The organism is Methanoculleus sp. UBA291, assembly GCF_002499755.1.
Lineage (GTDB): Archaea > Halobacteriota > Methanomicrobia > Methanomicrobiales > Methanoculleaceae > Methanoculleus > Methanoculleus palmolei.
Genome location: NZ_DANC01000041.1, coordinates 92,985 through 107,142, shown reverse-complemented (window position 1 = coordinate 107,142; position 14,158 = coordinate 92,985). Strand labels below are relative to the sequence as shown.

Annotated in this window: 13 protein-coding genes and 2 tRNA genes; 10 read left to right on the top strand and 5 right to left on the bottom strand. The window is 59.9% G+C overall.

The window, feature by feature from the left end:
• Positions 1 to 4 precede the first annotated feature (4 nt).
• On the top strand, positions 5 to 631 hold the full coding sequence (locus tag BP737_RS09765; protein ID WP_292410719.1) for a V-type ATP synthase subunit D: 627 nt from the start codon (positions 5 to 7) through the stop codon (positions 629 to 631).
• A gap of 20 nt (positions 632 to 651) precedes the next feature.
• Positions 652 to 1,866 (top strand): phosphoglycerate kinase, encoded by a 1,215-nt coding sequence (locus BP737_RS09760; RefSeq protein WP_292410717.1) that lies wholly within the window; start codon positions 652 to 654, stop codon positions 1,864 to 1,866.
• A gap of 533 nt (positions 1,867 to 2,399) precedes the next feature.
• Here BP737_RS09760 and BP737_RS09755 read toward each other — a convergent pair.
• The 4 genes from BP737_RS09755 to minD all read right to left on the bottom strand — a co-directional run bounded on the left by BP737_RS09755 (position 2,400) and on the right by minD (position 4,417).
• On the bottom strand, positions 2,400 to 3,257 hold the full coding sequence (locus tag BP737_RS09755; RefSeq protein WP_292410715.1) for a damage-control phosphatase ARMT1 family protein: 858 nt from the start codon (positions 3,255 to 3,257) through the stop codon (positions 2,400 to 2,402).
• Between the two features lie 40 nt (positions 3,258 to 3,297).
• Positions 3,298 to 3,371: transfer RNA gene (locus tag BP737_RS09750), tRNA-Pro, on the bottom strand.
• A gap of 63 nt (positions 3,372 to 3,434) precedes the next feature.
• Positions 3,435 to 3,635, bottom strand: coding sequence for a hypothetical protein (locus BP737_RS09745; protein ID WP_292410713.1), 201 nt, complete (start codon positions 3,633 to 3,635; stop codon positions 3,435 to 3,437).
• Entirely contained in the window at positions 3,632 to 4,417 is a 786-nt protein-coding gene (minD, locus tag BP737_RS09740) for a cell division ATPase MinD (protein ID WP_292410711.1), read from the bottom strand. Before minD ends, BP737_RS09745 begins: the two co-directional genes overlap by 4 nt.
• A 382-nt stretch (positions 4,418 to 4,799) precedes the next feature.
• On the opposite strand from minD, the gene BP737_RS09735 reads away from it, so the two are divergent.
• Together BP737_RS09735 and BP737_RS09730 are read left to right on the top strand one after the other, a co-directional pair.
• Entirely contained in the window at positions 4,800 to 5,177 is a 378-nt protein-coding gene (locus tag BP737_RS09735) for a roadblock/LC7 domain-containing protein (protein ID WP_292410709.1), read from the top strand.
• A complete protein-coding gene (locus BP737_RS09730; protein WP_292410707.1) occupies positions 5,177 to 5,812 on the top strand; it encodes a response regulator in 636 nt (211 codons plus the stop codon). Before BP737_RS09735 ends, BP737_RS09730 begins: the two co-directional genes overlap by 1 nt.
• A gap of 79 nt (positions 5,813 to 5,891) precedes the next feature.
• Here BP737_RS09730 and BP737_RS09725 read toward each other — a convergent pair whose 3' ends face one another.
• Positions 5,892 to 6,323, bottom strand: a complete 432-nt coding sequence (locus tag BP737_RS09725; RefSeq protein ID WP_292410705.1) for a phosphate-starvation-inducible PsiE family protein — start codon at positions 6,321 to 6,323, stop codon at positions 5,892 to 5,894.
• Between the two features lie 193 nt (positions 6,324 to 6,516).
• Here BP737_RS09725 and BP737_RS09720 point away from each other — a divergent pair.
• The 6 genes from BP737_RS09720 to rpoA2 all read left to right on the top strand — a co-directional run bounded on the left by BP737_RS09720 (position 6,517) and on the right by rpoA2 (position 14,155).
• Positions 6,517 to 6,590 (top strand) — tRNA-Lys (locus BP737_RS09720).
• 76 nt (positions 6,591 to 6,666) lie between these two features.
• A complete protein-coding gene (locus tag BP737_RS09715; protein WP_292410703.1) occupies positions 6,667 to 6,918 on the top strand; it encodes a DNA-directed RNA polymerase subunit H in 252 nt (83 codons plus the stop codon).
• A gap of 43 nt (positions 6,919 to 6,961) precedes the next feature.
• Positions 6,962 to 8,503 (top strand): DNA-directed RNA polymerase subunit B'', encoded by a 1,542-nt coding sequence (locus BP737_RS09710; protein ID WP_292410700.1) that lies wholly within the window; start codon positions 6,962 to 6,964, stop codon positions 8,501 to 8,503.
• A complete protein-coding gene (gene rpoB, locus BP737_RS09705) occupies positions 8,500 to 10,314 on the top strand; it encodes a DNA-directed RNA polymerase subunit B (protein WP_292410698.1) in 1,815 nt (604 codons plus the stop codon). Before BP737_RS09710 ends, rpoB begins: the two co-directional genes overlap by 4 nt.
• Positions 10,315 to 10,337: 23 nt before the next feature.
• Positions 10,338 to 12,986, top strand: a complete 2,649-nt coding sequence (locus BP737_RS09700; RefSeq protein ID WP_292410696.1) for a DNA-directed RNA polymerase subunit A' — start codon at positions 10,338 to 10,340, stop codon at positions 12,984 to 12,986.
• The gene (rpoA2, locus tag BP737_RS09695; protein WP_292410694.1) at positions 12,983 to 14,155 is read left to right on the top strand and encodes a DNA-directed RNA polymerase subunit A''; all 1,173 of its coding nucleotides are present in this window, start codon (positions 12,983 to 12,985) and stop codon (positions 14,153 to 14,155) included. The genes BP737_RS09700 and rpoA2 overlap by 4 nt, the downstream gene beginning before the upstream one ends.
• Positions 14,156 to 14,158: the final 3 nt, after the last annotated feature.

Sequence of the window (14,158 nt, the reverse complement as noted above, 5' to 3'; positions counted from 1 at the left end):
GTCCATGGCGCTGCAGGATATCAAGCCGACCCGGTCGGAGCTGATCAACGTCAAGCGGCGGATCAAGCTCTCGGAGCGCGGCTACAACATCTTAAAGATGAAGCGCGATGGGCTGATCCTGGAGTTCTTCAAGGTGCTCAAGCAGGCAAAAGAGAGCCGCGGCGCACTGATGGAGCGCTATCGCCACGCGATGGAGATGATCGCCCTCGCCGAGACGGTCGAAGGTGCGATCGGGGTGAAAGCAGCCGCCTTCTCGACGGCGGACATCCCCGCAATCTCCGTCAAGAGCAAGAACATCATGGGCGTCGTCGTCCCGGAGATCCAGGCGTCGTCCGTCCGGAAGGGCGTGCTCGACCGCGGCTACGGGATGCTCGGCACCTCGGCCGTCATCGACGAGACCGCGGAGGCGTTCGAGGACCTGCTTGAAGCCGTCATCGAGGCTGCTGAGATCGAGACGACCATGAAGCGGCTGCTCGATGAGATCGAGGGCACCAAGCGGCGCGTGAACGCGCTTGAGTTCAAGGTGATCCCCGAGCTCACCGAGGCCAGAGACTTTATCAAGATGCGGCTCGATGAGATGGAGCGTGAGGAGCTCTTCCGCCTGAAAAGGGTTAAGGCAAGGAGCGCCTGATCGGGGTTAGGTGATATCCGGTGGGGATCGGTACGCTTGCAGATGTGGGGACGTTGACGGGGACGGTGATGCTGCGGGTGGATTTCAACTCACCCATCGATCCCTCGTCAAACCAGATCCTGGACGACAAAAGGTTCCGTGAGCATCTGCCGACGGTGCAGGCACTTGAGGACGCGCGGCTCGTCGTCCTCACGCACCAGAGCAGGCCCGGCAAAAAGGACTATACGACGCTTGAAGCGCATGCGGCTAAACTGGAGCGGCTCCTCGGCCGTCCGGTGACCTACGTCGACGACATCTTCGGGCGGTGCGCCCGGGAAGCGATCAGGAACGCGGAGCGCGGGGACGTCCTGATGCTCGAGAACCTCCGGTTCGCCGCCGAGGAGAACCTGACCTTAAAACCCGACGCAGCGAAGAAGACCCTTCTTGTCCGAAAACTGGCGTCGATGGCCGACTTCTACGTCAACGACGCCTTCGGCACGGCGCACCGGTCGCAGCCGTCGATCGTGGGGCTGCCGCTTGTGCTCCCGTCGGTGGCCGGCCTCCTGATGGAGAAGGAGGTTGCGAACCTTTCAAGAGTTTTCACCGGTGCGCCGCGCCCGGTCACCTTCGTCCTCGGGGGGACGAAGGTGGACGACTCGATCGCGGTCGCACGGAACGTTCTCGAGCGGGGCACCGCCGACCACGTGATCGTGGTCGGTGTGGTCGGCAATGTCTTCCTGCTTGCGGCAGGCCACGAGATCGGGCGCCCATCGGCCCAGTTGATCGACCAGCTCGGTTACCGCGACGAGATCGAGAAGGCCCGAGACCTCCTTTCGACCTACCGGGACCGTCTCTTTCTGCCGGACTCGGTCGCCGTCCGTGAAGACGACAGGCGCGTCGAGTACCCGGTGGACGCCGTTCCTGAGGACGCTCAGGTGCTGGATATCGGGAGCGAGTCTATCGCCCGCCTCTCAAAGGAGATAACGGGGTCGGGAACGGTTGTGGTGAACGGGCCGGCCGGGCTCTTTGAGGAGGAATCGTTCGCCGTCGGCACGTTCGAACTCCTGAAGGCCGCTTCTACCGTGGAATTCTCGGTGGTGGGCGGCGGACACTCCGGCGCGGCCATCGAGCGGCTCGGCATCGAAGACCGGTTCACGCACATCTCCACCGGCGGCGGGGCGGCAATCGAGTTCCTGACCGGGAAGAAGATGCCCGCCATCGAGGCGCTGGAGATGTCCCGGAAGATCTTCTGGTAAAGGGCGCACTCGCTCCTCTTTTCCCCGAGTTTCCCTTTTTCGGCAGGAGGATCTTGCCTATGCCGTCGGTGCTTGATAGGAGAAGGGCACCGCGTGGCAATGGATGCGGTTCTCAATGACCGCGAAAAATGAGGCGGGGACCACACCCGGAGGTTTCATGGGCCGGTGTAATCTCACTTGTGGTCGCTGGAATGCTGGTGGAACGGCCCTGTCTTCGGGCCGTATCCCGACCGAACCCGTTGTGCCCCTGGTCTTGGGAGGTGTGGACGGTTGTGGTGATTGCTGACTGGTAATGAATGAGTGACTGATGGTCGTCGGGTGTGGTTTTCCCCACACCTGTATCTATATTTGGATGATATAATAATTTCCAAAGAATATTTCAAACAATATACTTGTCGAATCGCTATCCGGCGTCATTGAACGCGTCGTCATGCAAAAGGGAGCGTTATACCCCGATAACTGTCACCGTCATCCTTATATTGCTGTTGTTGCCGGGCAAGGATGCCGGGGCCTCCGCCGGAACCCGGGGCCGGCTACTCCCGGAGGAGGGCGACCCGGGAGCCGACGGGTAGCCCGATATCCGCCCCGATCGGGCCGCACTTGACCGACATCAGGTAGGCTACGGGAGGAAGGTCGCGGTCATCGGAGAGCGACTCGTAGTTTGCCATGCCCTTTGAGATGACGAGCGTCGCGCGGTCGAGTGCGTCGACGAGGGCCGGCGGGGCGAGTTCCCGGTTGAGGCCGAGTTCGGCGACGCCGTCGGTGGTGGTGGTGAGCAGGTCCACCCGCTGGTCGAGGCCGAGCGCCGTTGCATCCTCAAGGGTCGCATCGTTTAAGATCGGTGCGCCCCGGACGGCAACCGTGACGTGCGACCCGTTCTTCTTGAGGCGGTCGGCAAGGAGGGCGTCAAAGACGATCTCCCCGCAGTTGTCGGTGAGGTAGACCACCCGGGAGGCGAGGGTTTCGATCGCATCGGTATCGTCGACGGTCAGCCCCGCCGCAAACTCCCGACGAAAGAACTCGACGAAGTTGTCGGTGACGGTGTGAGCCGAGGAGCCGTAGTCCAGCGTGTTGCCGACGACCGATGCAAGGACGAGGTCGCGGAACGTCGAGAGGCTGCCGCGCACCGCCAGAGAGACCGCCGCCGCGTCTTCGTTGTTGGCCCTCTTCAGGGACCGGTAGGGGTCGGCGTCGCCGATCATCTCGTAGGCGAGGCGGTGCACCCTGCTTGCGATGACCGGTGCGGGCACCGGGTCGGCGGCGATGCGCTGGAGAAGGGCCCGGCACGCCTCGACGGTCTTTCGCACGCGCGCAGGATCGTCGACCGCGAGCCGGCTTTCATATTCTACCCGGGAAATCAGACAATCCGTGCAGTTCCCCTGAAATCTCATGCTACAGGTACTGGAACCTGATACGGGAAAAATGGTATGATGGGGCCACTGCGATTTGAACGCAGGTCAGAAGACCCCCAGTCTCCTAGGATGGCCAGGCTACCCTATGGCCCCTCCCTCTAGTATATGCTCGAATTGCACATATATCTTCTCTTCCGGCGGGGCGTGATCCGACCCTTAGCCCCGCGTTCTCTTGTACTCCTCAACGCTTCGTGTCAACTGTTCCAGTTCGCTGCCGGTAATCTCCATCCTGCCTGTCAGTGCGTTGACCTCGGCGAGAAGCTGCTGAATACGCACGTACATAATGTACATGATAAACAGCAGACAGATGATGATCACCGAGAGCAGGACTATCATGATTGCATTGATGTCCATCATGTTTCTCTCCTGAAAAGTGCGCGGGCAAGCCGCTCGATAAAGCCTTCTTGTACCTTTTCGGGCTCCTCCTCAGCGGGGAACCCCACAAGACGAGCTGCAATTCTTCGGAATGCTTTTGACGATTCGGATCCGGGGGACCCGACGATGACCGGTGTCCTCGCCGCTGCAGCTCTTCGTATGTTCACGTCCTCGGGGATCGTATCGATGATCGACACGCCGAGAGTCTTCTCGATCTTTCCCCTGCTCACGTCGCTGTTCTCCAGGGTCGCCCGGTTGAGGATGGCTCCTCCGACGGCGCCGTCGATCATTTCCGTCAGGATCTTGATCTTCAGGGCATCCACGAGCGAGGATATCTCGGGATTTACGACCAGCAGCACTTCGTCCGCAACGGTGAGCGGTATGACCCCGTCCGCGCCGATGCCGGCGGGCGCGTCGAAGAATAGGAAGTCGCAAGCGTCGGTAAGGTCGCACATCACATCTTTGAGCTTCTGCGGGTCGGCGTTCTGGAACCCCTGGAGCGACAGGCCGCTCGGCACGATCTTGAGACCGTACGGGCCCTCGTACATCGCATCCTGAATCGATGCCTTCCCCGCGAGGACTTCGTGGAGCGTGACCGGTGTCTCCGTGAGCCCCAGCACCAGCCCCAGGTTGGCCATACCCATATCTGTATCGACGACGCAGGTCTCTCTACCGTACTGGGCCAGTGCCGTTCCCAGGTTCGCGGTGACGGTCGTCTTACCGGTCCCGCCCTTTCCTGAGGCGATGGTGTAAGCCCTGATCATCTAAAACCGTCTCAAGGATAAATAGCAGCCGTTATATTTAATCTTATTTGTTTTGCCCTCCCCCTGGGGAGACTCAAATACACTTTTAACGCCGTATGATATCCTTTCTGGGGCATATCTCCGGTTATATGGTTACGGGGTCGGCGCGGTCTTCTCCCGGAGTCGATCTGCAGGCGAACGCCGCTTGCGGGCGGGAGTACCTGCGGATCGGCTCCGGGCTCTATAGGGTGCTGCGATAGCGTGTATATCCTGCGCTCTGCGGCAGGAATACCCTTGTAATTGCAGTGAAATCCAGGAAAAAGGCAATTCGAAGGCAAGAAAGATTCGATATTCATATATTGTGCAATGCAGATATACATGTGATGTGCCTGGGGTTACCTGTATGAATCATCAGCTTTCCATTGTAGAAAACGCCCAAAGATGTATCAATGAGGTTCGGTCCGTCGCCGGTGTCGTTTCCTGCGCTCTTGTATCCAGTGAGGGTACGGTTCTAGGCAGGCACTTCCGGGAAGATGAACAGTCGTCGCCCCTCTTTGCGGTCATGTGTGCGACGGTTCTTGCGTCGGCAGATGCAGCGTGCGGCAGCGTTCATGTTCGGCGGCCATCCTCCGTTACCGTCGCCGCGGCCGACGCTACTATCTTCATCGTGAGTGCGGGGGAGGCCGCTCTGATCGCAGCGGTAATACATAAGTCTGCAGATCTCCCTACAGTACAGAGACGGTTATCGGAACTTGCGGTCAGGTTTGGAGAGGTGGCATAATGTATACGATACTTATCGTCGACGACAGCCCCATGATTGTCGACGTTTTCAGTACCATGCTGGAGCGTGGTGGCTATCGGCCAGTCACCGCGTTTAGTGGTGAGGAGTGCCTGAAGGTCATGAAAACGGCTCCGCCGGATCTGGTTCTTCTGGATATTATGATGGAGCCGATGGACGGCTGGGAGACGCTCGAGAGAATCAAGGCCGATCCCGAGACGCGCGACATCCCTGTGCTCATGCTGACCGCAAAGCCCCTCACCCCCGAGGAGGCCAACGAATACGGGCCCTATATCGAGGACTACATTCTCAAACCCACAACCCACCACCAGCTCTACGAGGCCATCGAACGTGTGCTGGCACGTCGACACTCCATCGCCGCCGATATCGAGCGGGCGCGCAAGGCCGGCGTCGACCCCCAACTCGTCGATGAGTATGAGCGCCTCTCGCGGAGCGTCGATATCAACAAACGCCTCCTGAAGATTCTGGAAACGACCTACAGCATCAAGGATGCCCGGACGGGAATCGGCGAGGACATCACGCGGGCCATAAAGAGCATGGCGGCAAGCATCAAACTCCAGGAAGAGCGCCTGAACCAGGTCAGGATCAGGTTTGCGGATCTCCTGGAGGCCCGGTGATCGCGTTTATCTTCCCGCTCCCGGGAAACCCTTTCTTAGAGCGGCGCGTCGGCCTTTTCCTGCCAGGAGAATGCCGTTTTTAATAACTGTTTTCGCGCTCCTGCCGCCCGATGTAGATGATCGCGATTGTCAGGACGAGGATTGCAGCAAGCGTCATGCCGATATCGAGGGGCGCGACGGACTCGACCCCGAAGGTCAGTACCCGCCGCACCATCGCGGTGATGCCCGCGATCAGGATCGGTGTCACCTGCACCCGATTGGTCCTGAAGTACGCCGTTACCGTCTCCAGGATCTCGACGATGATGAGGGTCAGGAGGAGCGCGTGCAGAACCCGGAGCACGCCCGCGGTCATGTCTTCGGTATGGACAAGCGCTACTATCTGCAGGGCGACGTCGTAGAACGAGATGATCGCAAGCAGAGAGAGTGAGACGGCGATGAGCAGGTATATGCCCTGAGATACCCATGATATGGCGGATGTGACCGTATCGGCATGGTCTTTATAGGGATTCATGCGGACACCCTTGCTCCGGTAAGATATACCTATGAACAGGCTATCGGGGGGGCATTAAACGTTCCGGTTGGTCTCGCGGGGATAGAGAATTGAAAAGTTTATATCGTTGGACTGCGAATTATATGATACGCCTGGAAGTAAGTTATTTATACTATTCTTGCATTGTAATAATGCTGGATGGCAAGTACGCGCGGGGTCTATAGCTCAGTTAGGTAGAGCGCCTGGCTTTTAACCAGGTGGTCGGGGGTTCAAATCCCCTTGGGCCCGTTGCCATGGGCGATGTCTATGGATTTTAAGGTGATGCATCTGATACGCAACTTTTTCGTCGGTGGGGTGTAAGGCGATGGGCACACCACTTGACGTACTCAAACATGAGATGGTTCCGGACCATCAGATTATGGGTGAAGCGGAGGTTTCGGACCTCCTTGCGACGTACCATATCTCCTTAGAACAACTGCCTAAAATTTATCACGACGATCCTGCAGTAAAAGCTATCGGGGCCGATGTCGGGAACGTCATCCGGATTACCCGTGAAAGTCGTACGGCGGGCAGAGCCGAGGCGTATCGCCTCGTCGTGAAGAGACCGAAGAAATAATACATTAGGCCGGGAGCTGATCCATCTGTTAGATAGAAGTGTTTTGTCGAGAGCATACTTTTCACGGGAACACGTAGCACGTCACCAGTTAGATTCTTACAACTACTTTCTTCTGCACAACCTCCAGAAGGTCGTCGATGAACAGCGTGTTATCGAGACCGATATCGAGACCCGTGGTAAAGGTAAAGAGGCCGTATGGGTTGAGCTGGGTAAGATTGAGGTGAAAAAGCCGCTTGTCCGTGAGGCGGACGGCTCGCAGTCCGAACTCTTTCCGAGTGAGGCGCGCCTCCGGAACCTCACGTATGCGGCACCCATTCAACTTGCGATGACGCTCGTCCAGGGCGACGTTCGATCGGACCCGATCGTCACCACCATCGGGCAGCTGCCGGTGATGGTGGGCTCGGCCGCCTGCAACCTCTACAACATGAGCGACGCCGAGCGAACCGAGCACGGTGAAGATCCCCTCGATCCCGGCGGTTACTTCATCGTCAACGGTACGGAGCGGGTGCTGATGACGCTTGAGGACCTTGCCTCGAACAAGATCATGACCGAGTTTACCGAGCGCTACAACGAGCGGATCTACGTCGCAAAGGTCTTTTCGCAGTTCCGGGGTTACCGTGCGCTTGTGATCGTCGAGCGCAACAGGAAGAACCTGCTTGAGGTCTCGTTCCCCTCGGTCGCCGGGCACCTTCGCTTCGTCGACCTGATGCGGGCGCTGGGGCTCCAGGGCGACCACGACATCGTGGAGGCGGTCTCCACCGACGAGGAGATCCTCACCTTCATGATGCAGAACCTGGAGGAGAGCGAGTGCGACACGGTCGACGACGGCGTCATGTACGTCGGGAAGAAACTCGCCCCGAACCAGACCCGCGACTACCAGCGCAAACGGGCGGAGTTCGTCCTCGATAACTACCTCCTCCCGCACTTAAACTACCTGATGCCGGTGGGCTTGAAAGAGGAGGACCCCGGATACCGCGCGGCGGTCGAGGGTGTCCGCCTCGCAAAAGCGCATTTCCTCGGCCGGATGGCCGAAGCCTGTTTCGACCTGGTGCTTGACCGGCGCCGGATCGACGATAAGGACCACTACTCGAATAAACGGCTGAAACTTGCCGGCGACCTTATGGAAGACCTCTTCCGGATCTCGTTAAACCGCCTGACAAGAGATGTGAAGTATCAACTCGAACGGGCCAGCATGCGTCACCGCGACCTCTCGATCGGCACCGCCGTGCGCGCGGACGTTCTGACCGAACGGCTGCTGCACCCGCTTGCCACCGGCAACTGGGTGGGCGGGCGCACCGGCGTCTCGCAGCTCCTGGACCGGGTAGACCACATGGCGGTGCTCTCGCACCTCCGGCGCGTGATCTCCCCGCTCTCCCGTTCGCAGCCGCACTTCGAGGCCCGTGACCTGCATCCGACTCAGTGGGGCCGGATCTGTCCGAGCGAGACCCCTGAGGGTCCGAATTGTGGTCTGGTAAAGAACTTCGCCCAGATGGTCGAGATCAGTAAGGGCGTCATCGATGAAGAGGAAGTGAAGAATATTCTCTATGATATAGGCGTCATTGCCCTCCGGAGGGAGACGGCATGAGGCAGTCGCGTGTCTTCGTCGACGGAGCCCTGATCGGGCTTGTGGACGACCCCCGTGACCTTGTCGCCCGGATGCGCGATATGCGTCGACACGGCGAGATGTCCGGCGAGGTCAATGTCTCCTACAAGGAGTTCAACAACGATGTCATCATTCACACCGATCGCGGAAGGGCGCGCCGCCCATTGATCGTGGTGCGCGACGGCAGGCCGCAGGTGACCGAAGACGACATCGAGCAGCTCCGAAACGGTGAGATGGCTTTTGTGGATCTCGTTCACAAGGGCGCGATTGAGTTTGTCGACGCCGAGGAGGAGGAAGACCTCTACATCGCCATCAACGAAGAGGACCTTACCCCCGAGCATACGCATCTCGAGATCGACCCCTCGCTCATCCTCGGGATCGGTGCGGCGCACGTCCCCTTCCCCGAGCACAACGCAAGTCCCCGGGTCACCATGGGTGCCGGGATGGTCAAGCAGGCGCTCGGGTTCGGGGCGGCAAACATGAAGCTCCGCCCCGATACCCGGGGGCACCTGCTCCACTATGTCCAGAAGCCGCTCACCTATACCCAGACCTCCGACGTGATCGGCTCCGACGAACGGCCTGCGGGCCAGAATTTCGTCGTTGCGATCATCTCGTATGAAGGCTTCAACATTGAAGACGCTCTGATCATGAATCAGGCTTCCATCGACCGGGGCCTCGGGCGCTCGCACTTCTTCCGCACCTACGACGGCGAGGAGCGGCGCTACCCCGGCGGCCAGGTCGACCGGATCGAGATCCCGGACGAAGAAGTCTCCGGCGCGCACGGTGCCGAGTACTACGCGAACCTCGATGTCGACGGCGTCATCAACCCCGAGACGGTCGTCCGCGAGAAGGATGTGCTGATCGGAAAGACCTCTCCGCCGAGGTTCCTTGAGGAACCGACAAGCGAGTTGATCTCCGTCGAGAAACGGCGCGACACTTCGGTCACGATGCGGAGCAACGAACACGGTATCGTGGATACCGTCATCATCACGGAGGGCGAGAACTCCTCGCGCCTCGTAAAGGTCCGGACCCGGGACCTCCGGATACCGGAGATCGGCGACAAGTTCGCGTCCCGGCACGGTCAGAAGGGTGTCATCGGGCTCATCCAGCCTTCGGCGGACATGCCGTTCACCGAGTCGGGCATGACGCCCGACCTGATCATCAACCCCCATGCAGTCCCGAGCCGTATGACCATCGGGCATATGCTCGAGATGCTGGGCGGCAAGGTCGGCTCCCTCGAGGGCCGCCGGATCGATGCGACGGCGTTCCGCGGCGAACGCGAGGCCGACCTTCGGCATTCGCTCAAGGAACTCGGTTTCTCCCACAACGGCCGCGAAGTGATGTACGACGGCATAACCGGCCGGCAGTTCGACGCCGACATCTACATGGGTGTCATTTACTACCAGAAACTCTACCACATGGTATCGAGCAAGATGCATGCGCGGTCGCGCGGCCCCGTGCAGGTGCTCACCCGCCAGCCGACCGAAGGGCGTGCCCGTGAGGGCGGTCTCCGGTTCGGTGAGATGGAGCGGGATGTGATGATCGGTCACGGTGCGGCCATGGCCTTAAAAGAGCGGCTGCTCGACGAGTCAGATAAGGTGACCCAGTGGGTCTGTGCGAAGTGCGGCATGGTGGCGATGCTCGACCGGAAGAGAAAGGTCACGCGGTGTCTTGCCTGCGGCAGCGAAACCGACATCTACCCCGTCGAGATGAGTTACGCTTTCAAACTCCTCCTCGATGAGATGAAGAGCATGGGCATTGCTCCCCGCCTGAGACTCGACGATATGGTGTAACGACAAGGGGGCAGTTTCAAACTATGACCAGTCCAAAACGTGTTGGAAGGATCGAATTCGGGCTCTTCTCCCCGAAGGAGATCCGCAAAATGAGCGTCCGGAAGATCATCTGGGCGGATACCTACGACGACGACGGGTTTCCCTACCCGCAGGGCCTGATGGACTTAAACCTGGGCGTCATCGACCCGGGGCTCCGGTGCAAGACCTGCGACCAGAAGGCGGCCGATTGCCCGGGTCACTTCGGGCATATCGAACTCGCGAAGCCCGTCATCCACGTCGGCTACACCCGGCTGATCCGGAAACTCCTGCGGGTGACCTGCAGGTCCTGTTCCCGGCTGCTGATGACCGAGGAAGAGGTCGAGAAGATCACCGGGCCCGACGAAGGCGAGCTCGCGGGAGATATCGTCTCCGAGAAGGATATCAAGAAAGAGCGTGTCTGCCCCCACTGCGGAGAGCAGCAACTCAAGATCAACTTCGAGAAACCCACCACCTTCTCCGAAGTCTTTGTGGAAGACGGGAGGAAGGTGGAGCACAAGTTGACCCCGGCGGATATCCGGGCGCGCCTTGAGAAGATCCCGGACGAGGACCTGCGGGCGATGGGGGTCAACCCGGACGTCGCACGGCCGGAGTGGACGATCCTTACCGTCCTCCCGGTCCCGCCGGTCACGATGCGCCCTTCGATCATCCTTGAAAACGGGCAGCGGTCTGAAGATGACCTGACCCACAAACTTGTGGATATCATCCGGATCAACCAGCGGTTCAAGGAAAATCAGGATGCCGGCGCGCCTCAGTTGATCATCGAGGACCTCTGGGAACTCCTGCAGTACCACGTCACCACCTATCTCGACAACGAGGTGGCGGGGTGCCCGCCCGCCCGGCACCGGAGCGGCCGGCCCTTAAAGACCCTCTCACAGCGGCTCAAGGGGAAAGAAGGGCGGTTCCGCGGCTCGCTCTCCGGCAAGCGTGTGAACTTCTCCGCCCGTACGGTCATCTCTCCCGACCCGAACCTCTCCATCAGCCAGGTCGGGATACCGCTTGCCATCGCAAACGAGATGACCGTCCCGATCCGGGTAACCCGGTTCAACATCGAGGAGATGAAACAGTACATCCTGAACGGTCCCGAGCGCCCCACCATCAGGTCGCCCTGCGGTGCAAACTACGTCATCCGGCCGGACAACCGGAGGATGCGCCTCTCCGATACGAACCTGGAGACGGTCACGGAGATGATCGAGCCGGGCTGGACTGTGGAGCGGCAGTTAAAAGACGGGGATATCGTCCTCTTCAACCGGCAGCCCTCGCTGCACCGGATGAGCATCATGGCGCACCGGATCGTCGTGATGGACGGGAGGACCTTCCGGCTGAACCCGGCCGTCTGTCCTCCTTACAACGCCGACTTCGACGGCGACGAGATGAACCTGCACATCCCGCAGACCGAGGAGGCGCGGGCCGAGGCCGAGATCCTGGTCTCGGTGCAGGCAAACATCCTCTCGCCGAGGACCGGCGGCCCGATCATCGGGGGTATTCACGACCACATCTCGGGGATCTTCCTCCTGACGCACACGGTCCGTTACTTCGACAAGGAGACGACGCTCTACCTCACCCAGCACCTCCCGATCGAGCACCTCCCCGCACCGGCCAAGATGGATGAGGCCGGTAAGCCTCTCTGGACCAACAAACAGATCTTCTCGCTCATCCTCCCCGACAGCCTGAATATGATCTTTCGTGCCTCGTCGTGCCAGAACTGCGAGACCTGCCGGCGGGAGATGTGCGAGAACGATGCGTACGTCCGGATCGTCGACGGGAACCTGCTCTCCGGCACCATCGACAAGAAGGGTATCGGCGCGTTCGACGGCCAGATCCTGCACCGGATCATCCGGCAGCACGGCATGAAGCGGGCGGTTCAGTTCATCGACGACGTGACGCAACTCTCGATCCGGGGCATCATGCTCAGGGGGTTCTCGTTCGGCATTGACGACGAAGACCTGACCCGGACCGAATACGGCCAGATCGATGAGGTCCTTTCGGGTGCTCTCGGCGATGTCGAACGCCGGATCAAGATCTACAATGAGGGGCAACTTGAACCGATGCCGGGCCGGACGCTTGAGGAGACGCTCGAGATGCAGATCATGCAGGTGCTCGGCAAGGCCCGTGACCGCACCGGTGAGATCGCCGGTCGGCACCTCGGGATGGACAACAGCGCCGTGGTGATGGCGGTCTCCGGCGCTCGCGGTTCGATGCTGAACCTGACGCAGATGGCCGGTTGTCTCGGGCAGCAATCTGTCCGTGGCGAGCGGATCATGCGTGGTTACGAGGACCGGACGCTGCCGCACTTCCGGAGGAACGACCGCGGTGCTGAGGCGCACGGATTCGTCACCAATAGTTACAAGAGCGGTCTTACGCCGACCGAGTTCTTCTTCCACTCAATCGGCGGACGTGAGGGTCTTGTGGACACGGCGGTCCGGACGTCGCAGAGCGGTTACCTGCAGCGGCGGATGATCAACGCCCTGCAGGACCTCAAGGTGGAATACGACGGTACCGTCCGAACGACGGGAGGCCGGATCATCCAGTTCCGCTACGGCGAGGATGGAACCGACCCCGGCCGGAGCAGTTACGGCGCCCCGGTGGACGTGAAAGGGATCGTTGAGAGCGTCTTAAAGGAGGAGGTCAAATGAACAGCGATATGGAGCAGCGGATCGATGCCCTCGATCTGCCCTACCGGACCCGGCAGGACCTGATGACGAGTCTTTCGGGCGTGGATGTTACGGAAGAAGAATTTGACCGTATTCTCTCGATGGTCTTCTCCGAATACGAGAAGAGCCGGATCGAGCCCTGCGAGGCGGTCGGTATCGTGGCGGCGCAGTCCATCGGCGAGCCCGGCACCCAGATGACGATGCGAACCTTCCACTACGCCGGTGTGGCCGAGATCAACGTTACCCTCGGTCTTCCCCGTCTCATCGAGATCATGGACGCCCGGCGCGAGCCGAGCACCCCCACGATGGCGGTTTACCTTCTGGACGACTGGGCGTTCAACCGTGACCGCGCCCGTGAGGTGAGCTGGCAGATCGAGGCCGCGCCGCTCCACGAGTTCGGGGATATCACCATCGACATGGAGAACATGCAGGTTCTCGTCCTGTTGAATAAATCGGTCTGCGACCGGCGTAAGATTGCGGTGGAAGAGATCTTCGAGACGGCGCCGAGGAAGATCCGGGAAAAGCGGCACTTCCGCGACTTCGATGTCGAAGGCGACGTGAAGAAGGCCTCACTCACGTTCACCCCGAAAAACCGGGAAAGTTACCAGAATCTCTTCCAGCTTGCAGAGCATGTCAGAAACGTCATCGTCCAGGGCATCGACGACATCGAGCGGGTCGTTGTCAGAAAAGAAGGCGGGGAGTATATCCTTTATACTGAGGGCTCCAACCTAAAAGATGTCTTCGAAGTTGAGGGAGTCGATACCTCCCGCACCCGGAGCAACAACATCAGCGAGATCGCCGATGTGCTCGGTATCGAGGCGGGCCGGAACATGATCATCCAGGAAGCCTTAAGCACCCTGAACGAACAGGGTCTTGGCGTCGACGTCCGCCATATCATGCTCGTCGCCGACATGATGTGCATGGACGGCGAGGTCAAGCAGATCGGCCGGCACGGTATTGCCGGTGAGAAGGAAAGCGTCCTCTCCCGGGCCGCATTCGAAGTCACCGTCAACCATCTGCTGGATGCAGCAATCGCAAACGAAGTGGATGAATTGAACGGCGTCACGGAGAACGTGATCGTGGGTCAGCCCATTCAGCTTGGCACCGGTGATGTGAAACTCATCGCAAAACCCGTAAACCTGAAAACCTAGGAG